The organism is Acidovorax sp. GW101-11A03 (assembly GCF_059424825.1).
The window spans coordinates 1-23,079 of sequence record NZ_JBWKZU010000041.1; the positions used below are offsets into that span (position 1 = coordinate 1).

A 23,079-nucleotide genomic window follows, 5' to 3' on the forward strand; every position below is an offset into this window, starting at 1 on the left:
CCGCTGCCCGTGGGGGCACCCGCCCCCGCAGCGGGTGCGGCTCCCGTGCGGGGCGCGGACTGGCCCACCACCGGCCTCGGCGCACCGCAGATGGGCATGGTGCGTGCGCTGGTGGAGCAGCTCACGGCAGGCAGTGGTGCCCCGCAGCGGGTGGTGGCCGCGCAGCCCTGGCCCGTGGGGCTGGCGCAGGCCCTGGAGCGTGGGGCGCTGGACGCAGACACACCGCCGCTGCAGACCTGGCTGGTGCGCCAGGGCGCGGTGCTGACCCCCGAAGGGCCGCGCAGTTTTGCGCTGACCTTGCGCGTGCCGGTCCCCTGGATCGCATCGCAGCCGCCAGCGCCCACGCCTGCATCTGCGCAGGGGGCTGCGGGCCCCTCGGCGGCCATGCCGCTGCAGGTGCCGTTTGCAGGCCCCGCGCAGGCGCTGCAGTCGGGCGTGCTGGCCTTGGTGCTGCAAGGGGCCGACGCTGCTGCGCCGCGCACCAGTGCGCTGCTTGTGCTGGACTTTCAGCCCCAGCTGGCGGCCACCGTCTATGGCCGCGACATGCTGCAGCAGGCCACGGGCCGCCTCGACCCGTGGACGCAGATGGCCGTGCTGCAGGCCAGCGGCCAGGTGCCCCGCGAGGAAGACCGCGCGCGCAACGGCGCATCGGGCCTGTGCGAAACGGTGGGCTGCCCCTATGCGGCACGGGCAGCCTGTGTGCAGCCGTTTTGCCTGGCGATGCGGGGTGTGCTGCCGCCCGAGCCGGTGGGGCCGGTGCCCAGTGCCTGATGTACGGAACCGCGAAATTGAAGTTGGGGGGGCGCCGCACGCCGGTCTTTGCGCAGGGCCACTTGCAGCAGGTGGCCTGCGCGAGGTCAAATCCTGCAACCCTGTCTGTCTTGTGAATCGAACGGAGAATCGGATCCATGCGCGTGCTTCCCCTCTCCCCGTCCAACCCCGCCTTCCCTGCGGATTTTGTGCCGCTGGGTGGCACGCCCCGTGACTGCGATGACTGCGGCAAGGCCGTGGGCCTGGGCTTTCAGTTTGACTATGCCTACCAGCCCATCGTGGACGTTGGGCGCCGCGTGGTCTTTGCGCACGAAGCCCTGGTGCGGGGCCCCAACGGCGAGGGCGCTGCGACCGTGCTGTCGCAGGTCAACGACCACAACCGCTACCGCTTCGACCAGGCCTGCCGGGTCAAGGCCATCAAGGGCGCGGCCGAGCTGGGACTGACGCAGCCGGTGTCGATCAACTTCCTGCCCAATGCGATCTACAAGCCCGAGGTGTGCATCCGCACCACGCTGGAGGCGGCCCGGGCCCATGGTTTTCCACTGTCTCAGATCATCTTCGAAGTGACCGAGGGCGAGCGCATTGAGGACGGCCCCTGGTTTGCCCAGATCCTGCGCGAGTACAAGCGCTGCGGATTCCAGACCGCCATTGACGACTTTGGCGCCGGTTTTGCAGGCTTGAAGCTGCTGTCGGATTTTCAGCCCGACATCATCAAGATCGACATGGACCTGATCCGCAACGTCGATACCAACCGCGCCCGCCAAGCCATCGTGCGCAATCTGGTGCGTCTGTGCGAAGACATGGGCATCCAGGTCGTGGCCGAGGGCATCGAGACGCCCGCAGAGCGTGATTTCCTGTTCGACGCGGGCATCCGCCTGATGCAGGGCTACCTGTTTGCCAAACCGGCCTTTCGCTCGGTGGCCACGGTGGACGCCTTGGCGCTCGACATCCCGCCCCGCTGAGCGTCTGTGTGGCGCGGCGCCTACCCTGCCACCACGCGGTTGCGCCCGGACTTTTTGGCGGCGTACAGCGCGGCGTCTGCCCGCGCATACAGGCTGCAGGCGGTCTCGGCAGTGCGCAGACTGGCAGCGCCAATGCTGATGGTGGTGGGCTGGCTCAGCCAGCTGGCCTGGGCCACTGCGGCGCGCATGCGCTGGGCCACCTCGTGGGCGCCTTGCGCGTCGGTGTGGGGCAGGATCACCGCAAATTCTTCGCCGCCCACCCGCGCCACGATGTCGATGATCCGCACGCAGCCGCTGAGCACCTGGGCGATGGAGCGCAGCACCTTGTCCCCGGCGTCGTGGCCGAAGCTGTCATTGATCTGCTTGAAATGGTCCACGTCCAGCACCAGCAGGCTCAGGGGTGACCGCGTGCGTTCGACGGCGGCGATTTCCAGCCCCAGGCTGTCGTCAAAAGCACGCCGGTTGCGCAGGCCGGTGAGCGGGTCGGTCCGGGCCAGCTCGTGGAGTGCCTGGTTCAGCTCGTCCACCTTGCGCAGCTGCTGCACCAGCTGCTGGTTGAGCGCCTTGGCGTCGTGCAATGCGCGCCGCAGCCGGATCTCGCGCATGGCCGAGTGCGCCAGCTCCTGCAAGATGTCGATGTCCTGCTCGGTCCACTGCTTGGCCTTGAAATCCACCGCGCAAAAGCTGCCTAGCACCTGGCCTGCCTCGGTTTTCAGGGGAATGCCCGCATAGGCCCGCACCCCCAGGGACGCCACGGTGGGCACGTCGCGGAACACCGGCAGCTGCGTGGCGTCTTCCAGCACCAGGGGCCCGTCGGACACCAGGGAATAGTGGCAGAAGGTGCGCCCTGTGAGTTGCCGCAGGGTGCTCAATGGCGCGTCCATGCCGAACGTGCTTTTGTAGAAGTCGCGGTGTGCATCCAGCAACGAGACGAAGGCGACGGGCGCCCCGGTGATCTTGGCGGCCAGCCGGGTCAGCCGGTCAAAGCTCTCTTCCGCAATGCTGTCCAGCAAGCCGGTGTCCTGCACCGCTGCCAGCCGCTCGGGATCAAGGAGCGCCGCCTGGATGCGCGCGTTGTCAGCGGGTGGGGGCGGCGGCCATTCCGTCATGGGTGTGGTGCGGGGAACCGGTTTGGGTTGCAGGTCCGCTGGAAGGTACACGATCCCCGCAGGCGGCGGTGCCCCTGCACGCAAAGACCCTCCACCCAGGCTTTGCGCAGGATCAGCGCATGCCGGTGTGGCCCCGAATCTCGGCGTGGCGCGAGCGCGTGATGGGGTATGCCAGCAGCAGCGGAATCGCCAGCACCAGGCACAGCCCGGGCAGCACGCCGGTCATCAGGGTGATGCCCTGCAGCGCATCGGCCGACTGTGCCACGTTGGGCACATAGCCCGTCACGTCCAGCATGCCTGCCACCAGCACCGTGGCGAGTGTGCGCGCGAGTTTGTCCATCAGGCCGTAGAGCCCGTAGTACATGCCGGTCTGACGCTCGCCCGCCTGCATGTGGCCGTGGTCGATGGTGTCGGGCACCATGGCAAAGGGCACGATCCAGTGCGCGCCCATGCCAATGCCCACCACCACCAGGATCGCGGTCATCAGGTGCCGGTCACCGGGCTTGACCCAGTACAGCGCGAGCAGCCCGGCTGCGCACAAGACCAGCCCGAGGATGTAGGCCCGGTTCTTCTCCCAGCGATCTACCACGACCTTCCACACAAACAGCGACAGCCCCACCACCCCGAGCAGGATGCCCATGAAGCGGGGCAGGTCGCCCTTGTCGCCCTGCAGCTGGTAGATCACGAAGTAGGCCAGCGAGGCCTGCACCAGCGTGAGGCCCAGGCGCACCAGGGTGGCGGCACTCATCAGCAGCAGAAAAGGGCGGTTGTGCAGCGTGGTGCCCAGCGTGGCGCGCACGCTGGCCCACAGGGGCGCTGCGTGGGCCTCGGCAGCTGCGGGGGCACTGGTTGCAGGCTCGCGCACGCGCCAGGCCACCACGGCCACGGCCATGCCGGCCACCAGGCCAAACACGGCGCCCGCCAGCGCGTAGCCCGTGCGCGCATCGGGTGCGGCGCGCACCAGCACGGGCATGAGCACGCTGCCCGCAAAAAAGCCCAGCAGTGCACCCATCGACGCAAAGGCCGTGAGGCTGGTGCGCTCGTCGTAGTCCTGCGTCATGTTGGCGGCCATGGCCTGGTAGGGCAGCTGCACCAGGGTCATCAGCGTGTCGAACACGGTGTAGGTGATGGCGATCCACAGGAAGGCGGCCACGGGCGAGAGGCCTGGCGGCACCATCCACACAGCCGCAGCCGCCAGCCCCAGCGGGATGGCGCCGTAGATCAGGTACACGCGGTGGCGGCCATGGCGCGATCGGGTGCGGTCGGTCATCCAGCCAAACAGCGGGTCGTTGATGGTGTCCCAGACCTTGCCCACCAGCAGCGCCGCGCCCGCCACGGCAGGCGGTACCAGGGCCACGTCGGTATAGAAAATCATGAGCAGAAAACTCATGGCGGCAATCAGCATCTGCAGGCCGATATTGCCCACGGCGTAGCCGAGTTTGGTGCCCAGGCTCAGGCGGTTCGCGGAGAGACTCATGGGTGCGCGACAGCGGGTTGGCCGGGGATCTGGTCAGCGACCGCAGGAGCAGGTGTGCGGGGCGGTGTGGCTTCCAGCATCAGGCGCACTTCGCGGCGCAGCATCTTGTTGAGGAAGCTGCGCGGGATCTCGGGCACCACCCGCACATCGTCGGGCTGCATCTGCACCGGCAGGTGCTGCACGAGAAATTCCGCCAGGTCATGCTCCAGCGGCTGCGTGCTGCGGTCGCTGCGCCAGCTTTGCCGCAGGCTCACCACCAGCACGGCGGCACTGCCGTGCTGCACCAGGCAGGCCTCCTTCACCGCGGGGTGGCAATGCGCCACCTCCTCGATCTCGCGCGGGTTGAGCGCGTGGCCATTGCGCGTCACGCGGTCGGCGCTGCGGCCCAGCACATGCAGGTAGCCTGCGGCGTCGAAATAACCCACATCGCCCATCACCACCCAGCCATCGCGCAGGGTTTCGCTGGTCTTTTCGGGGTCCAGCCAGTAGCCCTCAAACCGCACGGGTGTCATCACGGTGATCAGGCCCATCTGGCCCGGGGGCAGCGGCGCAAACTGATCGTCGCGGATCACCACCTCCACCCCCGGCATCACACGGCCCACGGTAGAGAGGATGTCGTTGCCCAGCGGGTTGCCCTGCGCGTCCACATGCTCGTGGGGCAGCAGCCAGGTGATGGGGGGCAGGGCCTCCAGGCAACCGTAGCCCTGCTGAAAGATGGGCCCGAAGCGGCGGATGGCCTCGGCGATCTTGGGCGCGGGCATCATCTCGGAGCCATAGGGCACATGGGTCAGGGACGACAGGTCGTAGCGGTCCAGTGTGGGCTCGTCCAGCAGGTCGATGATGGCCGAGGGCGAGAGGAAGGCGCGCGATACGCGGTGCTTCTGGATCAGCCCTGCCAGCGTGGTGGCGCGGAAGTCTTCGGGCATCATGAGTGCCGCACCTGCCAGCAGCGTGGGCAGCACCAGGCCCGAGCCCGGGCCGGTGAGCGGCAGGCCCAGCATGTTCACGTCCGGCCCGTTGGCGGGCGGCTTGAAGTCGATGGCGCGCGAGATCAGGCGCACGCTGTCCAGGTACTTGCGGTTGCTGTAGCCGATGGACTTGGGCAGGCCCGTGGTGCCAGAGGTCATGTGCAGCGCGAACACATCGTCCTCGTGCACATCGGCCGTGCCCGCTGCGGGCGCATGCTGTGCCAGGGCCTGTTCGTATTCGTCGCCCAGCGCCAGCGTGCGCAGACCGGGCAGCTGTTCGCGCACGGCCTGCAGGATGGGGGCGCTCAGCAGCGGGTCGTGGATGAACACCGTGGGCTTGACGCGGCCCATGGTGGTGAGCGCCGCGTCAGCGGGCAGGTGTTTGTGGAAGCTGGCAAAGATGGTGCCGTTCTCGAAGGTGGCCAGCCGGGTTTCGTACTGCTCGCCCGTCTCGGGCAGCCAGGTGAAGACCACATCGCCCTTCTTCACCCCCTGCGCCTGCATCCAGGCCTGCAGGCGGTACACGCGGTCCTGCAGCTGGGCGTAGGTGAGGGTGCCGCGCCGGTCAATCAGCGCAGGCTTGTGGGCATGGCGGCGGTAGGCCAGGCGCGCCACCGAGCGCGCGGTGCGCAGGCGGTTGAGCAGAAAACGCGCAACAAGGCTGCGCAAGGATGGGAAAGCCATCGGAGTCTCCCTGGAGAGGGCTTGTTGAAACTGTGTCCAGGAAGTTTTTCACGCCGAGACGTGTCAAGAGATGACCATTTGTATGTGTACGTATCTTTATGTTTCGGATTCGCCTGCGCGGTCGTTCTGGCTCCCCAAACGGCGGGCATGCATCGGGGTTCGCGTCGCCGCTGCACAACAAATTCCAGATCGGCCGCTGGATGCCTGGCGATGTACAGGCCAGAAAAAAACCGCCAGGGCTGGATCGCAGCGGCTGGCGGTGGGTGTGACGGCCTGCCCCGGGTAGGAGCGGGCCGAAGGTGCGGGCGATGGCTTATGGGTACAGGCCACGCATTTCGCGGGCGTGCAGGATGCGCTGGCAGGCCACGATGAAGGTGGCGGTGCGCAGGCTCACCTTGTGCTCTTGCGACACCTGCCAGATGCCCGCAAAGGCCTCTTGCATGATGCGCACCAGGCGGGCGTTGATCTCGTCCTCGCTCCAGAAGAAGCTGGAGAAGTCCTGCACCCACTCAAAGTAGCTCACCGTCACGCCGCCGGCGTTGGCGATCACGTCGGGCAGCACCAGCACGCCCTTGTCGTGCAGGATGTCGTCGGCCTCGGTGGTCGTGGGGCCGTTGGCGCCTTCGATCACGAGCTTGGCCTTGATCTGGCCCGCGTTGTCCTTGGTGATCTGGCCTTCGAGGGCGGCAGGGATCAGGATCTCGCAATCCACGCCCCAGAACTCCTCGGCCTTCATCACGTCGGCACCCGCAAAGCCGCCCACGCCACCGCGTGCCTTCACATGCGCCAGCAGTGCGGGCACATCCACGCCCTTGCTGTTGAAGATGGTGCCGGTGTGGTCTTGCACAGCCACCACCTTGGCGCCTGCTTCGGCAAACAGCTTGGCAGCAATGCCGCCCACATTGCCAAAGCCCTGCACGGCCACGCGGGCGCCGTCCAGATGCAGGCCGGTCAGCTTGGCGGCCTCCACGCCCACGGTGAACACACCCCGGCCGGTGGCTTCGACGCGGCCCAGCGAGCCGCCCAGGTCCACGGGCTTGCCGGTGACCACACCGGTGGCGGTGGCGCCCACGTTCATCGAGTACGTGTCCATCATCCAGGCCATGACCTGGCCGTTGGTGTTCACGTCGGGGGCAGGGATGTCCTTGGAGGGGCCGATGAGCAGGCCGATTTCGCTGGTGTAGCGGCGCGTCAGGCGCTCCAGCTCACCCATCGACAGCTTCTTGGGGTCCACGCGGATGCCGCCCTTGGCACCGCCGTAAGGCACGTTCACCGCCGCGTTCTTCACCGACATCCAGGCCGACAGGGCCATCACTTCCGACAGCGTCACGTCCTGGTGGAAGCGCACGCCGCCCTTGCCGGGGCCCCGGCTCAGGTTGTGCTGCACGCGGTAGCCTTCGTAGTGGGCGATGGTGCCGTTGTCCAGCTCGATCGGCACATCCACGATCAGGATGCGCTTGGGGCGCTTGAGCGTTTCCACCCAACGCGCCAGGCTGCCCAGGTAAGGGGTGACGCGGTCCACCTGCTGCAGGTAGTTGCCCCAGGGGCCGAGGTGGTCGGCCTGCAGGTACGAGGGCAGGGAGTGGGTGGTGCTGGCAGCGCCAGTGGATGAAGACATGGTGAATTCCTTGTGGGATCAGTTCAAGCCGCGAAGCTTATGCCTGTGTCCGCACGCTGTCTAAGGCCGGAGTGTTTCAGTGCTATGCAAATTGTGCATAACCATCGGAGAGCGCCTGTTTATGCGGCACTGCAGCAAGAATGAGGGCTGCAGCGCAGGCTCAAAAGCGCGTTTCGCGACCTGCTGTCCGGATCTGCCCGGGCCCGGTGCGCAGGGCTACTCGACGGTGAAATGCGCCAGCGCTGGGTCGCCCGTCGGGTAGCGCAGGTCCAGGTTCTGCAGCACCGCACGCAGCACCGTGGCAACCATCAGGTTGCGGTGCGTCTTGGAGTCGGCGGGCACGATGGTCCAGGGCGCCCAGGGCGTGTGGGTGGCGGCCAGCAGCGTGTTGTAGGCACGGCGGTAGTCGGCCCACTGCTTGCGTGCGTCGATGTCGCCCATGCTGAACTTCCAGTGCTTGGCGGGGTCGTCCAGCCGCTCCTGCAGGCGCTCGCGCTGCTCGTCCTTGCCGATGTGCAGCAAGAACTTCAGCACGATGGTGCCCGTCTCGCTGAGCATGCGCTCGAAGTCGTTGATGTGCGCCAGCCGCTGCTGGTGCTGTTCGGGCGTGATCCAGCCATTGACCACAGGCACCAGCACATCTTCGTAATGGCTGCGGTTGAACACGGTGATGTCGCCCGCCTGCGGCACCTGCTGGTGGATGCGCCAGAGGTAGTCGTGGGCGCGCTCGGTCTCGGTGGGGGCCTTCCAGCCCACGGCGTGCACGCCCAGGGCGCTCATGCGGCCGAACACGCCCCGGATGGCGCCGTCCTTGCCCGCCGTGTCGGTGCCCTGCAGCACCACCAGCAGCTTGTAGCGCTTGTCGGCGTAGAACAGGTTCTGCAGCGCATCCAGCTCCACCGCCAGTTCTTCCACCGCGGCCTTGTCGCGGGCCTTGTCGCCCAGCGAGAACGGTTTGGCGCCGGGGTCGATGTCGTCCAGCGACATGTGCTTGCCCGGCGGTTGCCAGGGCTGCAGGCGCTGCAAGAGGGAGGACGGGGCGGCGGCAAAAGGTGAAGGCATGGGCGGGCTCCTGGCAGGGCGGCGCAATGCGCCGGAATGTCAAAGATACCCGCTGTGCGCCGGGGCCTGCTGCCACTGGTCGTGCAGGCCGTCCACCCGTACCACCGCCAGGCGCGCGAGGTCTTCGTCCGCCAGGCCGTCGATGCAGCCCACGTTCACGCCATACATCTCGCCCATGGGCGTGTCGGTGCCGTGGCCAAACACGCGCACGCCGCAGTGGCGGCAGAAGTAGTGGTGGTTTTTGTGGGTGCCGAAGGTGTAGCGCGTGAGGTCGTCCTGCCCCCGCACGATGCGAAAGCCACCCGGCAAGGCCACCGCAGGCCAGAAGCGGGTGCGGCGGCAGATGCTGCAGTTGCAGCGGTAGGTGGGCTGGGACAGGTCCAGCGTGGCTTCGACGGCAACGGCGCCGCAGTGGCAGGTGGCGGTGTGGGTGGTGGGCATGGGTTCACTCCTGGCCGTGGTGGCCGGTAGACATGATCGCAAAGGATGGCCCGGCGGTCATCGTTGGGATGAACGATGCAAGGTGCCCTCGTATTCACCGACCCCTGTGGCCTTCAACCATGTGCCATGCGGTAGGCCAGCGGTGTCTGCCCCGTGGCCTGCTGGAACGCGCGGTGCAGGCCCGCCTCGCTCGCAAAGCCCAAATCTTCGGCAATGCGCTTGAGCGGCAGGGGCGTGTCGCACAGCGCCTCGCCCACCTGGCGCAGCTTGATGCGCCGCATCCACAGCGCGGCCGACAGCCCCGTGTGCGCCTGCACCCGGCGTGCCAGCGTGCGGGGCGACAGGGCCAGTGCATCGGCCAGCGCGGGCAGGCGCAGCGCGGTGGCGGGGCAACGCTGCACCCACAGCAGCGCGCGGCGCAGGGTGGGATCGGTCACAGCCATCAGGTCATGGCCTGCGAACGCGGGGTGGGTGGTGCGGGGGCGCGGCAGCATCAGCAGCGACTGCAGATCGCCCAGTGCGGCGGCATCGAGCCGCTGGGCCAGCGCGTGCAGCATCAGCGGCAGGTGGCCGTTGGCACCTGCGGCGGTGGTGGCGGGGCCGTCTTCCACCAGCGGCTCGTCAAAGCGCCAGTGCACGGCGCCAAACTGATGCTCCAGCGCCGCGCGCAGCCACCAGGTGGCTGTGGCGCCGCGCCCGCGCAAGCGGCCACTGGCGGCGGCCAGTGCCACACCGGCGCAGTAGCTCCATACCCGGGTGCGACGGGGCAGGGCGCGCAACGCCGCCACGGCGGGTGCCAGCTGCTGCTGCAGCGCAGGCGCCTGCCAGCCGTCGGGTGACGACAGCCACAGGCCGGGCACCAGCACCGCATCCACCTCGGCCTGCGCCAGCGTCACGCCGGGTGTGAGGGCCGGGCCCTGCCAGGTGGGCACGGGCGCCAGCTCCACCCCCGCCCAGCAGGTGGTGACCACGGTGCGCTGCGCGCGCAGGTTGGCGGCACGTGCGAGGTCGGCCGTGGCAAACAGGCCGGCGGGCATGCAGCCGGGGTAGAGCAGCAGCGCCAGGCGCAGGGGTGGTGGGGGGGATGAGGGCATGGCAGTAGCTTCAGCGCAGGTGGCCTGAAATGGAAAGAAGTTGTCAAGGCTAGCCATTTTCTCTGCACCCCAGAATCCCAACAATCCATGGCATTCCCACCGCCCCTGGAGCCCCGCCATGCAGATCACCCAGTTGCGCAACGCCACCGTGTTGCTTGAATTCACTCCCGCCGAGGGCCGCCCCGTGGGCCTGCTGGTGGACCCCATGCTCGCGCCCCGGGGCAGCCTGCCCGCACTGCGCTACCTGGGCGCGGGGCGCCAGCGCAACCCCATCGTGGAACTGCCCGCAGGCACGGACGCGCTGTTGCAGCGCGTGACCCACGCCCTCATCACCCATTGCCAGCGTGGCCACTTCGATCACCTGGACCGCATGGGCAAGCGCTTTCTGCGCGAGCGGCAGATCCCCGTGCTGTGCATGCCGCACGACGCGGGCTACCTCGCGCAGCGGGGCCTGCAGGTGCACCCGCTGGCGGGGCCAGGGCGCCAGCCGCTGGTGCTGGGCGGCCACATCACGCCCATCCCCTGTGTGCACGGCACCGGTTGGGTCGGCCGCCTGATGGAGCATGGCCACGGCTACCTGCTGGAGCTGCCGGGCGAGCCCAGCGTCTACTTGGCGGGCGACACCATGCTCACGCCCACGGTGCGCGACTGCCTGGCGCGCCTGCAGCCCGATGTAGCCGTGCTGCCCGCTGGGGGTGCGCGTTTTGACCTGGGCGCAGAAATCCTCATGGATGCCGTCGACATGGCCGAAGCCGCGCGATTGACCCCCGGGGCGCTGGTGGTGAACCACCTGGAAGCGCTGGACCATTGCCCCACTAAGCGCGCAGCGGTGCGCCAGCTGGCGCTGGACGGCGGCTGGGCCCACCGCCTGTGGGTGCCGGAGGACGGCGAGTGCCGGGAGTACCAGGCTGTGACGGCGCAGGTTGCTATGTAAGTAATAGCTTATGAGGCAATATGGACGGGCGGAAAGGCCGTTTTTGACACCAGTTTATTGCCCTGAACGCCTCACCGGGCCGCGCCCTGCGGCGTGGCGCTGTCGCGCATCAGCGCCACAAACCGCGCCGCGCCCAGGCCCAGCGGCCGTTCCTTGGACCACACCACATCCACCCACAGCGCCGTGCCGTTGCTGAGGTTTTCAAACGGCATCTCCACCAGCGTGCCCGCCGCGATGCGCGGCTGCACCAGCGCGCGCGGCTGCCAGCCCCAGCCCAGGCCAGCCTCGATCAGGCCCAGCGCGGCCAGGTGGTTGTCGGTGCGCCAGTGGTGGCGGGCAAACACAAAACGCGGGTCGGTCTGCCCCAGGTCGCGGCTGGCCACCACGATCTGGCGCGTGGTGGTGAGGTGCTCCTCGCGCAGCATGGCGCCCGCGGGCGGCTCGCCGCGTGCCTGGGCGGCCGCACGGGCCCCGGCCAGCACGGGGTGATCGGGAGCGATCACGGCCACCAGGGTTTCGGTGCCCACCTCCTGAAACCCCTCGCGCCCGTCGATGCTGGGCCGTTCAAACACCAGCGCCAACTGGGCTCGCCCGCTGTGCAGCAGCGCCAGCGCGTCCACCTGCGGCGCGGCCAGCACCTCGACCTGCAGCAGCGGGTATTCGTGCGCCAGCGCCGCCAGCGGCCCCCGCCAGCGCGCGGCCAGCAGCTCGGGGGCGATGGCCAGGGTCAGGCGCTCTTCCAGCCCCTGGGTCAGCGCCAGTGCCTGGGCGTTGAGCTGCTGCAGCTGCTGGGCCAGCAGCCGGGCCTGGGGCTCCAGCGCACGTGCCGCCGCTGTGGGGCGGGGCTCGCGGCCGCTGCGGTCAAAAAGCTGGATGTCCAGCTCGGCCTCCAGGTGCGCCATCGTCATGCTCACAGCCGAGGGCACGCGCGACAGCGCCCGCGCGGCGGCCGAGAACGAGCCCTGGTCGAGCACGGTTAGAAACACCTGCACGCTGTCGGAATTGAAGGCCATGGTCGTTTGATTTATCAGTAAAACTGAAACAAGCTGACTTTATGTGTCAGTACGGCGAATATAAAGTACCGGCCATGGACAAGACACCCACTCTTTTTGGCCTGCAAGGCGTCAAGCGCCGCGTGATCTACGTGACCCTGTACGAACTGATCGCCATCGGCGCCGCCACGGTGGGCCTGGCGCTGCTCACGGGCCAGGGCGCGGGGCATTCGAGCGTGGTGGCGGTGGCGGCGTCGGTGATCGCCATCGTCTGGAACATCGTCTTCAACTGGGCGTTCGAGCGCTGGGAGGCGCGCCAGCCCGTGCGCGGCCGCAGCGTGGCGCGGCGCGTGGCGCACGCCATCGGGTTCGAGGGTGGCCTGGTCTTCACGCTGGTGCCGCTGTTTGCCTGGTGGTTCGGCGTGAGCCTGTGGCACGCGTTTGTGATGGACCTGGGGCTCATCGTGTTCTTCCTTTGCTACACCTTTGTTTTCAACTGGGTGTTTGACCACCTGTTCGGCCTGCCCGCTTCGGCCCTGGCAGCGTCGTAACAACAGCCTAGAGCGCGCTTCTTCAAACAATGTCAAACGCAGTTCGGCGGCGGTCAGGGGCGCTCAGCCGCCACCCATAATCGGCCCCATGAGAGGGCCGTTTTTGTTGCTGCTGCTGCGGGGATTGCCGGGCCGGTGGGCTGGCTTGGCGGCCTGCTGCGTGCTGGCAGGCTGCGCCAGCAACGCCCCCACGCCGCGCGGCGAGGTGACGGGTGCGCCCACCCATGCCGCCGAACTGGCCCAGTCCGACGCCAACCGCATGGCCACCCTGGCCATGCAGGAGAACCTGGACGGCCTGCTGCGCCTGGCCGACAAGCTCTACCGCCGCAACCCCGCCGAATGGCGCAAGGGCAGCGCCACCAGCCGCGAGCAGGCGCTGGAGCAGCTGCGCACCGCCGTGCTGCAGCGCCAGCCCTGGGCCCCACTGCAGGGCCGCCGCGACATCGCCGCCATGGCGCTCGCGCTGGCTCCGGAATTCGCTGGCGACCGCGTGGCGGCCTTCATCCACGCCACGGCCGACATGATCATCACCGCCCACGGCGGCAAGACCGAGTTCTTCTTGCTCGACGGCATGGATGCCCAGCACCTCTACAACGCCGCGCGCAACGTCGAGACCGCCGTGTGGCTGCTGGCGCAGCGCCGCAACGCCCAGGGCCAGCCCCTGCTGCTGGCCGACGAGATCGGCCAGCAGGGCCGCAACCTGAGCTTCGAGCGCGAGTTCGGCAAGATCATCGCGCGGCTGGACCTGCTGGCCGCGTTCACCACCGAAAAGTACCGCCGCGCCGCCATCAGTTACGTGCAGGGCATTGTGGGCGGCACCTTTTTGCAATTCCTGCCTGTGCGTTGATGCGGCGAACGCCAGCTAGTATCACCCGGTAAAATCCGCTTCTGCCCAAGGAGCGTTGCAGCGGCCTCTCACCACGACGGGGCCGTCAGGCTTGGGTACCCAAAAGCTATTCAAGCCCCACCGCAACGACGCTCACCTGTTTTTCTGCTGCCCCTGCACAGGTGAGTCCTATGTCCGCGTCTGCCCCGTCCCTGCCCCCCATGAAGCTGTCCGGCCTGGAGCCTGTCTCCATTGGCGAGGGCACGCTGTTCGTCAACATCGGCGAGCGCACCAACGTCACCGGCTCCAAGGCGTTCGCGCGCATGATCCTGAACGGCCAGTACGAAGAGGCCCTGGCCGTGGCGCGCCAGCAGGTGGAAAACGGCGCGCAGGTCATCGACATCAACATGGACGAGGCCATGCTCGACAGCAAGGCCGCCATGGTGCGGTTTCTGCAACTCATCGCGTCCGAGCCCGACATCGCCCGCGTGCCCATCATGGTGGACAGCTCCAAGTGGGACGTGATCGAGGCCGGGCTGCGCTGCATCCAGGGCAAGGGCATCGTCAACTCCATCAGCATGAAGGAGGGCGTGGAGAAGTTCAAGCACGAGGCGCGCCTCGTGAAGCGCTACGGCGCCGCCGCCGTGGTGATGGCGTTTGACGAAGTGGGCCAGGCCGACACCTACGCCCGCAAGATCGAGATCTGCGAGCGCGCCTACCGCGTGCTGGTGGATGAGGTGGGCTTCCCGCCCGAAGACATCATCTTCGACCCCAACATCTTTGCCGTGGCCACGGGCATTGAGGAGCACAACAACTACGCGGTCGATTTCATCGAAGCAACGCGCTGGATCAAGCAGAACCTGCCGGGCGCGAAGGTCAGCGGCGGCGTGTCCAACGTGTCGTTCAGCTTCCGTGGCAACGACCCGGTGCGCGAGGCCATCCACACCGTGTTCCTGTACCACGCCATCAAGGCCGGCATGGACATGGGCATCGTCAACGCGGGCATGGTGGGCGTGTACGACGACCTGGAGCCCACGCTGCGCGAGCGCGTGGAGGACGTGGTGCTCAACCGCCGCCCGGACGCGGGCGAGCGCCTGGTCGAGATTGCCGAAACGGCCAAGAGCGGCGCCAAGGACGAAAGCAAGAAGCTTGAATGGCGCGGCACGCCCGAGCACCCCAAGACCGTGGGCGAGCGCCTGAGCCATGCGCTGGTGCATGGCATCACCGACTTCATCACCGAAGACACCGAAGAGGCTTACCGCGAGATCCTGGCCAAGGGCGGTCGCCCGCTGCACGTCATCGAAGGCCCGCTCATGGATGGCATGAACGTGGTGGGCGATCTGTTCGGCGCGGGCAAGATGTTCCTGCCCCAGGTGGTGAAAAGCGCGCGCGTGATGAAACAGGCCGTGGCCCACCTGATTCCCTACATCGAGGAAGAAAAGCGCCAGGACGAACTGGCCGGGCGCGACGTGCGCAGCAAGGGCAAGATCGTGATCGCCACCGTCAAGGGCGACGTGCACGACATCGGCAAGAACATCGTCACCGTCGTGCTCCAGTGCAACAACTTCGAGGTGGTGAACATGGGCGTGATGGTGCCCTGCCACGAGATCCTGGCCAAGGCCAAGGTCGAGGGGGCGGACATCGTGGGTCTGTCGGGCCTCATCACCCCCAGCCTCGAAGAGATGCAGTACGTGGCCGGCGAGATGCAGAAGGACGAGCATTTCCGCGTCAAGAAGATCCCGCTGCTCATCGGCGGCGCCACCACCAGCCGCGTGCACACCGCCGTCAAGATCGCGCCGCACTACGAAGGCCCCGTGGTCTATGTGCCCGACGCCTCGCGCAGCGTGAGCGTGGCGCAAAGCCTGCTGGGCGACGGCGTGCAGAGCTACGTGGATGAGCTGAACGCCGACTACGAAAAAGTGCGCACCCAGCACGCCAACAAAAAGGCCACACCCCTGTGGCCCCTGGCCAAGATCCGCGCCAACAAGACGCCGATCGACTGGTCGGCCTACCAGCCCACCGTGCCCCGCGCGCTGGGCCGCCGCGTGTTCAAGAACTTCGACCTGGCCGAACTGGCCAAGTACATCGACTGGGGCCCGTTCTTCCAGACCTGGGACTTGGCCGGCCCCTACCCCGCTATCCTCACCGACGAAGTGGTGGGTGTGGAAGCCACGCGCGTGTTTGCCGACGGCCAGGCCATGCTGAAAAAGATCATCGAAGGCCGTTGGCTTACGGCCAGCGGCGTGCTGGCGCTGCTGCCCGCCAACAGCGTGGGCGACGACATCGAGTTCTACACCGACGACACCCGCACCGAGGTCGCCATGACCTGGTACGGCCTGCGCCAGCAGGCCGAAAAGCACACCATCGACGGCGTGACCCGCCCCAGCCGCTGCCTGGCCGACTTTGTGGCGCCCAAAGACAGCGGCATTGCCGACTACGCGGGCCTCTTCGCCGTCACCGCCGGGCTGGGTGTGGAGAAGAAGGAAAAAGCCTTCATCGACGCGCTGGACGACTACTCCGCCATCATGTTCAAGAGCCTGGCTGACCGCCTGGCCGAAGCCTTTGCCGAATGCCTGCACCACCGCGTGCGCACCGACCTGTGGGGCTACGCAGCGGGCGAGCAGTTGAGCAACGACGACATGATTGCCGAGAAGTACCGCGGCATCCGCCCCGCACCCGGCTACCCCGCCTGCCCGGACCACAGCGCCAAGACCGACCTGTTCCGCGTGCTGCAGGCCGACGAAATCGGCATGTCGCTCACCGAAAGCCTGGCCATGATGCCCGCCGCCAGCGTGAGCGGCTTCTACATCGGCCACCCTGACGCGGTGTACTTCAACGTCGGCAAAATCGGCGAAGACCAACTGCACGACATGGCCCAGCGCCGGGGCATGGACGAGAAGGTGCTGGAGCGGCTGCTGGCGCCGAACCTGTGATGCTATTGATTGGATAGCTGTCGGGGCATGATGGGAGCGCGGTAGCGCCCAATTCCATTCAAATTTCTCCAGGCAATCCAATCAGCCCCGGCTGCCCGGCAGCTTCGCAATCACCTTGATCTCGAACTGAAAGCCGTACAGCCAGGTCACGCCAATGCCGGTGAGCGTGGGGTGGGGCGCCTCGCCCCAGAACTCGGGCACGACGCCCCAGACGGTCTCGAAGTTCGCCTCGGGGTTCACCACGAACATCGTCACGTCCACCACGTCATCAAACGTGCAGCCCGCCGCCTGCAGCACGGCGTTGAGGTTGCTGAACGCCAGGCGCACCTGAGCGGCCAGGTCGGGCTCGGGCGAGCCGTCCTCACGGCTGCCCACTTGGCCGGACACAAACAGGAAGCCGTTGGCGCGCACGGCGGGTGAATAGCGATTGCGCTCGTACAGTGCCTGGCGGCCTGCGGGGAAGACAACATCACGGTGGGGCATGGAAATCCTTTCGTTCTGCAGGGCAGATGATTGCGATGAAGGCACTGTAGAAGCGCGTGTTGTTCTGATAAACAGGCTAATCTGCGCACCACTGTTCCTAATTTCCAAACAATGGCTGGCATGTCGCCCTTTCGGCGTGCATCAACTACCTCTACGTCATGGACCGTTTTGACGCCCTGCAGGCCTTCGCCCGCGTTGTGGAATCGGGCAGCTTCACCAAGGCCGCCCTCACCCTGCACCTGAGCCGCACCACCGTCACGCAGCTGGTGCAGCAGCTCGAAGCCCGCTTGCGCGTGAAGCTCCTGCACCGCACCACCCGGCGCGTGCAGGTCACGCCCGACGGCGCCGCCTACTACGAGCGCGTGGTGCGCCTGCTGGCCGACCTGGACGATGCCGATGCCAGCGTTTCCACCGCCGCCGCCGCGCCCCGGGGCCGCCTGCGGGTGGACGTGCCCAGCCCCCTGGCGCGCCTGGTCCTTATCCCCGCGCTGCCTGCGTTCCACGCGCAGTACCCCGACATCCTCCTGCACATGGGCGTGAGCGACCGCCCCGTGGACATGGTGGGCGACAACGTGGACTGCGTGGTGCGCGGCGGCGCCCTCACCAACCCCGCGCTGGTCGCACGCCATGTGGGCGACCTGCAATTGCGCGTGTACGCCGCCCCCAGCTACCTGCTGCGTGCGGGTACGCCCGAGCACCCGTTGGCATTGGAAGGCCCGCACCACCGCACCGTGGGTTTTCTGTGGGCGCGCACCGGCCAGCCCCTGCCGTTCGAAATGCGCCGTGGCACCGAACACGTGCGCGCCCAGGGCCACGACATCTGCGCTGTGGACGACGGCAACGCCTACCTGGCCGCAGGCCTGGCGGGCCTGGGCGTGCTCTGGCTGCCCGACTACATGGCCCGCCCCCACGTGGCCACCTGCGAGCTGGTGCCCCTGCTGCAGGACTGGACGTTGGAGCCGATGCCGCTGTACGTGGCCTACCCACCCCAACGGCATGTGAGCGCCAAGGTGCGGGTGTTCATTGAATGGGTGGCGGGGTTGATGGCGCTGCATGCGCCGGTGATGGGCGCAGCAGGTAAATTGCTATTGAATAAATAGCTAAAAGAGATTGCTGGACAGGCGCAAGGCAGGGTTTTGAGTCAAAAATTCACCACACAAAGTGAAAAATCTGCGGCACCGCCCTCACCCACGTCACCCACGCCACGCCGCCTCAATCGCCGCCACATCAATCTTGCGCATACCCATCATTGCGTCGAAGGCCCGCTTGGCCGCCGCGCGGTCGGGGTCATTGATGGCCTGCGTCAGCACCCGTGGCGTGATCTGCCACGACAGCCCCCACCGGTCCTTGCACCAGCCGCAGGCGCTCTCCTGCCCGCCGTTGCCCACAATCGCGCTCCACAGCCGGTCGGTCTCGGCCTGGTCGTCCGTCGCGATCTGGAACGAAAACGCCTCGCTGTGTGTGAAGGCGGGGCCGCCGTTCAGCCCCAGGCACGGGATGCCCAGCACCGTGAACTCCACCGTCAGCACATCGCCCTGGTGCCCTGCGGGGTAGTCGCCTGGCGCATGCATCACCCGCCCCACGGCGCTGTCGGGAAAGGTGGCTGCGTAGAACGTCGCCGCCTCCAGCGCTGTGCCGTTGAACCAGAGGCAGAGGGTGGTTTTGGGGGGCATGAGGTGATCCTGTTGGGGGGCGGAGGATGCCCGGGTTGAGCGGGGTGGAGCCGAGAATTCGGTTACTTGATTTCCCGGGATTTTTATACTTTGATGTTGAAACAGCTCCATGCACTTCAGCATCCGCTTGCCCTCAAGCTATACATCCCGAGCTGACTATGCTCACCGTTCGATTTTCCCAAGAAAACCATGAATATCAACATCGGTGCCAAGAAACCAATCGACGGAGATCAGGTGTTTCTTGTTGGCAGTTTGCTCTCAGCTGCCGACCTGCCATTTGTCCTGATGTATGACGCGGCCAAAGGAAGACGCGTCAAACGAAACATTCAGAAAATTGACCCAGTAAAAGTAGTGGCTGCTATCGGCAGTGAGCATTTCATTGAAATTGAATGTCCTCACTGGGGCAAGGTATGGCTCCGCAGTGCAAGTGTCAGAGGTGTCCGTGACTGTTCTTTCGCTGAGATGCGGTACAGCTCTGAAGAAACCGGATCGTGTGTACTCTTTAACCACGATCCCACACCTGAAGACGAGCACGCAGGCTTCTTCATCTTTGGCATGCCAGCGGAGCATGTGGCGCGCCTACTGAGTCGAGAGGTGGTGAAAAACGCCCATAAATGAGGGAGCGTAGATAAGTCTTTAATCTCGCCCGGACCCGCGCCTTTTATTGCCCTTCAGCGCGATCCCGCCCCGCCCGCACTCTCCGCCATCTCCAACTGCATCATCACCATGTTGACCAGCGTGTGCACCGAAGGTCGCCCGGTCTCGATCACGTAGTGGGCGGTTTCTCGGTACAGGTGGTCGCGCTGGGCGTAGAGGTCGCGCAGCTTGTCCATGGGGTTGCCGCCTTGCAGTAGGGGGCGGGTCTTGTCGTGTTTGACGCGCTTGAAGATTTCTTCGGGCGATGCGCGCAGGTACAGCACGTTGCCGAACTGGCGCAGCACCTCGCGGTTCTCGGGGCGCAGCACGGCGCCGCCGCCGGTGGAGAGCACCATGCCGCCGGGCTGGCGGGCCACGTCGGACAGTACCTGGGATTCGATGTCGCGAAAGCGGGCTTCGCCTTCGGCCTCGAAGAAGCTGCGGATGGTGGTGCCCAGGGTCTGTTCCAGCCGGTGGTCCAGGTCGATGAAGGGCACGCCCGCGCGGTGGGCCAGTTGCCGGCCGACGGTGGATTTGCCCGAGCCGGGCATGCCGACCAGTGCGCAGCGAATCTGCATAGGTTCAAAAAAGAGATCTGGGGGACGGGTTTGCGTGCTGCGGGTGGCGCTGCGCCGCGTGCCGTGATTGGACGCCGAGTGTAAGCCTGCCCCTGCGCACCGCATGTCAGGCACGCCCTTAGCAACTGGCGCGACCCAGACCAGTGGACGCCGAGCAAGGGCCGCCCCGCAGCGAGGGCGTCGTCCCCCTGCCCGCGCGCAGCGCGAGAGCGGGGGGAAGCGGCGAAGCCGCTCAGGGGGGTGTCCTAGTCACAGTGCGGCGTACACCAGCGCCGGATACAGCTCGCACAGATACCGCAGCTGGCCGGGCGCCTGGGTGAGCAGGATGGCGAACAGGTCTTCCGCCGGGTCCACAAAAAAGAAGGTGCCGCCCAGGCCGCTCCAGCTGTAGTGCCCGGCCGATCCGGGGCGTGTGGCCTGGCCGGTGGCGGTGCGCACGGCCACGCCCAGGCCAAAACCGTAGCCGGTGGGCAGGATGTCGCCTGCCACGGGCAGGCTGCCCAGGTGGTCGGCGGTCATGAAGTCCACCGTGGCGCGGCCCAGCAGGCGAACGGGGGCGCCAAGGCCGTTGGGGCCGTCCGGCCCGGGGGCGGTGCCCCGGCCCAGCATGAGCTGCAAGAAGCGTGCGTAGTCGCTGGCGGTAGACACCAGCCCGCCACCGGCCGACTCGAACACGGGCGGGGCGGTCACGTCGATCAGCGGCATGCCGATGCCGGTCTGCGGGTCGCGCTCAAAGGCTTCGGCCAGACGGTGCTCCTGGGCGGCAGGCACCGAGAAGCCCGTGTCGTGCATGCCCAGCGGGCCGAACACGCGGCGCTGCAGGATGGCACCCAGGCTTTCGCCCTCGATCACCTCCAGCACCGCGCCCAGCACATCGGTGGCGCGGCTGTATTCCCAGCGGGTGCCGGGCTGGTGGACCAGGGGCAGGGGGCCCAGTGCCGCGACCAGGTCCGCATTGCTGTGGCGGCGCGAGCCGACGCGGGCGGCGCGGTAGGCGTCGGGCACGGTGCCCGCCTCCCACGCGTAGCTCAGGCCGGCGGTGTGGCGCAGCAGGTCGTGCACCGTGGCCTCGCGCTGCACGGGGGCGGTGGTGCCGGTGGCTTCGTCGTGCACGCGCTGGCCGGCAAACGCGGGCAGGTAGCGCGCCACGGGGTGCGACAGCAGCAGGCGGCCTTCTTCCATGAGCATCATCGCCACCAGCGAGGCGATGGGCTTGGTCATGGAGTAGATGCGGAACACCGTGTCGGGCGCCATGGCGGGCACCGCCGATGCGGCGCTGGGCGGGCGCTGGTGGCCCACCGCCGTGTGCAGCACCGTATGGCCCTGGTGGTGGATGAGTGCCACGGCACCGGGCAGCAGGCCCTGGTCCACATGGGCTTGCAGCACGGAGCGCAGGCGGGCGAGGGCGGTGGGGTTCATGGCAGTGGGAAGTGGGTTTTGAGGCGATTTTGGCCGGTAGCGCTAGTGCATATTGCGCCGGTAGCTATCAAAAACAGAGCGAATCTGGCAGGCCGTGAATGCGGGTTTCAGTGCGTTGCACCGGCCGCGCGGCTGCGCTCCTGCTCCTGCAGCTCGCGCCACTGCACCTTGCCCGTGCCGGACTTGGGCAGGCTGTCCACCAGCTGCACGATGCGGGGGCTTTTGTAGGCGGCCATGTGTTCGTGGCTCCAGTCGATGATGGACTGCTCGCTCACCTGGCCTTTGAAGGCGTCGCGCAGCACGACCAGGGCCTTCACCGTCTCGCCCCGGCGCTCGTCGTGCGCGGCGATCACGCACACCTCCTGGATCGCAGGGTGGGCGTACATCATGGCCTCGACTTCGGCGGGCCAGACCTTGAAGCCCGAGGCGTTGATCATGCGTTTGAGCCGGTCCACCATGAAGAAGTAGCCATCTTCATCCACCTGCGCCAGGTCGCCCGTGCGCAAGAAGCGCTTGCCGTCCAGCGTGATAAAGCTATCGGCGGTGGCCTGCGGGTTGTTCCAGTAGCCCTGCATGACCTGCGGGCCATGCACCACGATCTCGCCAATCTCGCCGGGGGGCAGTTCGGCGAACGTGGCCGGGTCCACCACGCGCGCATCTACGTCGAACACCGGGATGCCCAGGCACTGCGGCTTGGGTCGGTGGGGCGGGTTGATGTGAGTGGCAGCCATGGTTTCAGACATGCCGTAGCCCTCCACGTAGTCGAGCCCGGTCAGGTCCTTCAGGCGCTGCGCCACGGCCTTGGGCATGGCGGCGCCGCCGCCGCGCATGGCCTGCAGGCTGCTGATGTCGTAGTCGGCGATGCGCGGGTTGGCCAGAAAGTCCACCACCATGGTCGAGATGGCCTGCCAGATGGTGACCCGGTAGCGCTGGATGAGCTGGGCGGCCGCGTCACGGTCCCAGCGCGGCAGCACGACCACGGTGGCACCCACAAACAGCGGCCCGTTCATGCTGCCCGACATGCCGGTGACGTGGAACAGCGGCAGCACCGTGAGGTAGGTTGAATCCTGCGTGCGCGAAAACCACTGCGCGCCGCCCACCAGCGTGCTCATGGTGCTGCGGTGCGTGTGCATGCAGCCCTTGGGGTGGCCGGTGGTGCCCGAGGTGTAGGGCATCACGCACAGGTCGTCGGGCCCGGTGGTGATGGGGCCGGGGGTGCGCTGCTGCGCCAGCATGTCGCTCCACAGCGTGACGCCGGGGGCATCAATGGCCTGGCGCGGTGCGCTGACGAACGCGGGCACGGGCAGGTCGGTGGGCACCTGCAGGTAGTCGCTGTACGCGGCCACGATGAGGTGCTGGAGCTTGCCCTCACCAGACTCCTCGCCCGCCACATCCACCAGCGGCTGCGCCTGCGCATGCAGGTCCTGCGGCACAAAGGCCACGGTGGCACCGCTGTCGTGCGCGTAGTGGCGCAACTCGTCCGTGCGGTTCATGGGGTTCACCGGCACCACCACCGCGTTGGCGCGCAGGATGCCGTAGAACGCCAGAATCCACTGAGGGCTGTTCTGCATGTACAGCAGCACCCGGTCGCCCGCCTTCACGCCACACACCTGCTGCAAGAAGCCCGCGATGTGCTCGGCTTGCTGCTGGAACTGGCGGAAGGTCACCAGCGTGTCGTAGAACACCAGAAAAGGCTTGTCCGGGTAGCGCGCAGCCGACACCTCGGCGTTGTGGAACAGATGGGTCTGCGGCAGCGTGAGGTGGCAGGGCAGGCCGGGCGGCCAATGGGCGAGGTGGCGGTCGGACATGGGTTACGGAACTCTGTGTTGGTTCGTGCAGGGTACAGGCCGGGCAAAACAGGGCGCAAC

The 23,079-nt window shown here is 67.2% G+C and carries 21 protein-coding genes and 1 riboswitch; of the genes, 8 read left to right on the plus strand and 13 right to left on the minus strand.

Annotation, left to right across the window (positions count from 1 at the left end):
* A partial coding sequence (locus AC07Z7_RS16830; RefSeq protein WP_494766961.1) for a hypothetical protein occupies positions 1–771 on the plus strand: 771 nt, incomplete at its 5' end.
* 137 nt (positions 772–908) lie between these two features.
* The gene (locus AC07Z7_RS16835; RefSeq protein WP_494766962.1) at positions 909–1,733 is read left to right on the plus strand and encodes an EAL domain-containing protein; all 825 of its coding nucleotides are present in this window, start codon (positions 909–911) and stop codon (positions 1,731–1,733) included.
* A gap of 20 nt (positions 1,734–1,753) precedes the next feature.
* Here AC07Z7_RS16835 and AC07Z7_RS16840 read toward each other — a convergent pair whose 3' ends face one another.
* The 7 genes from AC07Z7_RS16840 to AC07Z7_RS16870 form a co-directional block, all read right to left on the minus strand.
* Positions 1,754–2,842 (minus strand): sensor domain-containing diguanylate cyclase, encoded by a 1,089-nt coding sequence (locus tag AC07Z7_RS16840; RefSeq protein ID WP_494766963.1) that lies wholly within the window; start codon positions 2,840–2,842, stop codon positions 1,754–1,756.
* A 112-nt stretch (positions 2,843–2,954) separates the two neighbouring features.
* Entirely contained in the window at positions 2,955–4,319 is a 1,365-nt protein-coding gene (locus AC07Z7_RS16845) for an MFS transporter (RefSeq protein ID WP_494766964.1), read from the minus strand.
* Positions 4,316–5,971, minus strand: coding sequence for a class I adenylate-forming enzyme family protein (locus AC07Z7_RS16850; RefSeq protein ID WP_494766965.1), 1,656 nt, complete (start codon positions 5,969–5,971; stop codon positions 4,316–4,318). Before AC07Z7_RS16850 ends, AC07Z7_RS16845 begins: the two co-directional genes overlap by 4 nt.
* Before the next feature lie 313 nt (positions 5,972–6,284).
* Positions 6,285–7,589 (minus strand): Glu/Leu/Phe/Val family dehydrogenase, encoded by a 1,305-nt coding sequence (locus tag AC07Z7_RS16855; RefSeq protein ID WP_494766966.1) that lies wholly within the window; start codon positions 7,587–7,589, stop codon positions 6,285–6,287.
* 216 nt (positions 7,590–7,805) lie between these two features.
* Entirely contained in the window at positions 7,806–8,651 is an 846-nt protein-coding gene (locus AC07Z7_RS16860) for a PPK2 family polyphosphate kinase (protein ID WP_494766967.1), read from the minus strand.
* Positions 8,652–8,690: 39 nt separating this feature from the next.
* Positions 8,691–9,092 (minus strand): GFA family protein, encoded by a 402-nt coding sequence (locus tag AC07Z7_RS16865; RefSeq protein WP_494766968.1) that lies wholly within the window; start codon positions 9,090–9,092, stop codon positions 8,691–8,693.
* A gap of 113 nt (positions 9,093–9,205) precedes the next feature.
* Positions 9,206–10,186 carry a helix-turn-helix domain-containing protein gene (locus AC07Z7_RS16870; protein WP_494766969.1) on the minus strand — a complete coding sequence of 327 codons (981 nt, stop codon included), beginning with the start codon at positions 10,184–10,186 and terminating at the stop codon, positions 9,206–9,208.
* Between the two features lie 118 nt (positions 10,187–10,304).
* On the opposite strand from AC07Z7_RS16870, the gene AC07Z7_RS16875 reads away from it, so the two are divergent.
* Positions 10,305–11,120: an MBL fold metallo-hydrolase gene (locus AC07Z7_RS16875; protein ID WP_494766970.1), complete on the plus strand. Its 816-nt coding sequence runs from the start codon at positions 10,305–10,307 to the stop codon at positions 11,118–11,120.
* 71 nt (positions 11,121–11,191) lie between these two features.
* Here the strand turns inward: AC07Z7_RS16875 and AC07Z7_RS16880 are convergent, their stop codons facing one another.
* Entirely contained in the window at positions 11,192–12,133 is a 942-nt protein-coding gene (locus tag AC07Z7_RS16880) for a LysR family transcriptional regulator (RefSeq protein ID WP_494766971.1), read from the minus strand.
* A 74-nt stretch (positions 12,134–12,207) separates the two neighbouring features.
* On the opposite strand from AC07Z7_RS16880, the gene AC07Z7_RS16885 reads away from it, so the two are divergent.
* From AC07Z7_RS16885 to metH, 3 genes are all read left to right on the plus strand, one after another.
* Positions 12,208–12,663, plus strand: coding sequence for a PACE efflux transporter (locus AC07Z7_RS16885; RefSeq protein ID WP_494766972.1), 456 nt, complete (start codon positions 12,208–12,210; stop codon positions 12,661–12,663).
* Positions 12,664–12,751: 88 nt separating this feature from the next.
* Positions 12,752–13,510: a hypothetical protein gene (locus AC07Z7_RS16890; RefSeq protein WP_494766973.1), complete on the plus strand. Its 759-nt coding sequence runs from the start codon at positions 12,752–12,754 to the stop codon at positions 13,508–13,510.
* Positions 13,511–13,551: 41 nt separating this feature from the next.
* Positions 13,552–13,651: riboswitch (S-adenosyl-L-homocysteine riboswitch) on the plus strand.
* Between the two features lie 20 nt (positions 13,652–13,671).
* Positions 13,672–16,422 (plus strand): methionine synthase, encoded by a 2,751-nt coding sequence (gene metH / locus AC07Z7_RS16895; RefSeq protein ID WP_494766974.1) that lies wholly within the window; start codon positions 13,672–13,674, stop codon positions 16,420–16,422.
* 81 nt (positions 16,423–16,503) lie between these two features.
* Here metH and AC07Z7_RS16900 read toward each other — a convergent pair whose 3' ends face one another.
* Positions 16,504–16,905 carry a RidA family protein gene (locus AC07Z7_RS16900; RefSeq protein ID WP_494766975.1) on the minus strand — a complete coding sequence of 134 codons (402 nt, stop codon included), beginning with the start codon at positions 16,903–16,905 and terminating at the stop codon, positions 16,504–16,506.
* Positions 16,906–17,063: 158 nt separating this feature from the next.
* On the opposite strand from AC07Z7_RS16900, the gene AC07Z7_RS16905 reads away from it, so the two are divergent.
* Positions 17,064–18,005, plus strand: a complete 942-nt coding sequence (locus AC07Z7_RS16905) for a LysR family transcriptional regulator (RefSeq protein WP_494766976.1) — start codon at positions 17,064–17,066, stop codon at positions 18,003–18,005.
* 93 nt (positions 18,006–18,098) lie between these two features.
* Here the strand turns inward: AC07Z7_RS16905 and AC07Z7_RS16910 are convergent, their stop codons facing one another.
* A complete protein-coding gene (locus tag AC07Z7_RS16910; protein ID WP_494766977.1) occupies positions 18,099–18,578 on the minus strand; it encodes a VOC family protein in 480 nt (159 codons plus the stop codon).
* Positions 18,579–18,767: 189 nt separating this feature from the next.
* Between AC07Z7_RS16910 and AC07Z7_RS16915 the strand changes: the two genes are divergently transcribed.
* Positions 18,768–19,196, plus strand: a complete 429-nt coding sequence (locus tag AC07Z7_RS16915) for a hypothetical protein (RefSeq protein ID WP_494766978.1) — start codon at positions 18,768–18,770, stop codon at positions 19,194–19,196.
* A 53-nt stretch (positions 19,197–19,249) separates the two neighbouring features.
* Here AC07Z7_RS16915 and AC07Z7_RS16920 read toward each other — a convergent pair whose 3' ends face one another.
* The 3 genes from AC07Z7_RS16920 to AC07Z7_RS16930 all read right to left on the minus strand — a co-directional run bounded on the left by AC07Z7_RS16920 (position 19,250) and on the right by AC07Z7_RS16930 (position 23,019).
* A complete protein-coding gene (locus AC07Z7_RS16920; RefSeq protein WP_494766979.1) occupies positions 19,250–19,792 on the minus strand; it encodes a shikimate kinase in 543 nt (180 codons plus the stop codon).
* Positions 19,793–20,041: 249 nt separating this feature from the next.
* On the minus strand, positions 20,042–21,211 hold the full coding sequence (locus AC07Z7_RS16925) for a serine hydrolase domain-containing protein (RefSeq protein WP_494766980.1): 1,170 nt from the start codon (positions 21,209–21,211) through the stop codon (positions 20,042–20,044).
* Between the two features lie 107 nt (positions 21,212–21,318).
* Positions 21,319–23,019 carry a long-chain fatty acid--CoA ligase gene (locus tag AC07Z7_RS16930; protein WP_494766981.1) on the minus strand — a complete coding sequence of 567 codons (1,701 nt, stop codon included), beginning with the start codon at positions 23,017–23,019 and terminating at the stop codon, positions 21,319–21,321.
* Positions 23,020–23,079: the final 60 nt, after the last annotated feature.

Excerpts from the sequence above, each read along its gene's own strand:
- AC07Z7_RS16835 (WP_494766962.1), top strand. The coding sequence starts at position 909 with ATGCGCGTGCTTCCCCTCTCCCCGTCCAACCCCGCCTTCCCTGCGGAT.
- AC07Z7_RS16840 (WP_494766963.1), bottom strand. The coding sequence starts at position 2,842 with ATGACGGAATGGCCGCCGCCCCCACCCGCTGACAACGCGCGCATCCAG.
- AC07Z7_RS16845 (WP_494766964.1), bottom strand. The coding sequence starts at position 4,319 with ATGAGTCTCTCCGCGAACCGCCTGAGCCTGGGCACCAAACTCGGCTAC.
- AC07Z7_RS16850 (WP_494766965.1), bottom strand. The coding sequence starts at position 5,971 with ATGGCTTTCCCATCCTTGCGCAGCCTTGTTGCGCGTTTTCTGCTCAAC.
- AC07Z7_RS16855 (WP_494766966.1), bottom strand. The coding sequence starts at position 7,589 with ATGTCTTCATCCACTGGCGCTGCCAGCACCACCCACTCCCTGCCCTCG.
- AC07Z7_RS16860 (WP_494766967.1), bottom strand. The coding sequence starts at position 8,651 with ATGCCTTCACCTTTTGCCGCCGCCCCGTCCTCCCTCTTGCAGCGCCTG.
- AC07Z7_RS16865 (WP_494766968.1), bottom strand. The coding sequence starts at position 9,092 with ATGCCCACCACCCACACCGCCACCTGCCACTGCGGCGCCGTTGCCGTC.
- AC07Z7_RS16870 (WP_494766969.1), bottom strand. The coding sequence starts at position 10,186 with ATGCCCTCATCCCCCCCACCACCCCTGCGCCTGGCGCTGCTGCTCTAC.
- AC07Z7_RS16875 (WP_494766970.1), top strand. The coding sequence starts at position 10,305 with ATGCAGATCACCCAGTTGCGCAACGCCACCGTGTTGCTTGAATTCACT.
- AC07Z7_RS16880 (WP_494766971.1), bottom strand. The coding sequence starts at position 12,133 with ATGGCCTTCAATTCCGACAGCGTGCAGGTGTTTCTAACCGTGCTCGAC.
- AC07Z7_RS16885 (WP_494766972.1), top strand. The coding sequence starts at position 12,208 with ATGGACAAGACACCCACTCTTTTTGGCCTGCAAGGCGTCAAGCGCCGC.
- AC07Z7_RS16890 (WP_494766973.1), top strand. The coding sequence starts at position 12,752 with ATGAGAGGGCCGTTTTTGTTGCTGCTGCTGCGGGGATTGCCGGGCCGG.
- AC07Z7_RS16900 (WP_494766975.1), bottom strand. The coding sequence starts at position 16,905 with ATGCCCCACCGTGATGTTGTCTTCCCCGCAGGCCGCCAGGCACTGTAC.
- AC07Z7_RS16905 (WP_494766976.1), top strand. The coding sequence starts at position 17,064 with ATGGACCGTTTTGACGCCCTGCAGGCCTTCGCCCGCGTTGTGGAATCG.
- AC07Z7_RS16910 (WP_494766977.1), bottom strand. The coding sequence starts at position 18,578 with ATGCCCCCCAAAACCACCCTCTGCCTCTGGTTCAACGGCACAGCGCTG.
- AC07Z7_RS16915 (WP_494766978.1), top strand. The coding sequence starts at position 18,768 with ATGAATATCAACATCGGTGCCAAGAAACCAATCGACGGAGATCAGGTG.
- AC07Z7_RS16920 (WP_494766979.1), bottom strand. The coding sequence starts at position 19,792 with ATGCAGATTCGCTGCGCACTGGTCGGCATGCCCGGCTCGGGCAAATCC.
- AC07Z7_RS16925 (WP_494766980.1), bottom strand. The coding sequence starts at position 21,211 with ATGAACCCCACCGCCCTCGCCCGCCTGCGCTCCGTGCTGCAAGCCCAT.
- AC07Z7_RS16930 (WP_494766981.1), bottom strand. The coding sequence starts at position 23,019 with ATGTCCGACCGCCACCTCGCCCATTGGCCGCCCGGCCTGCCCTGCCAC.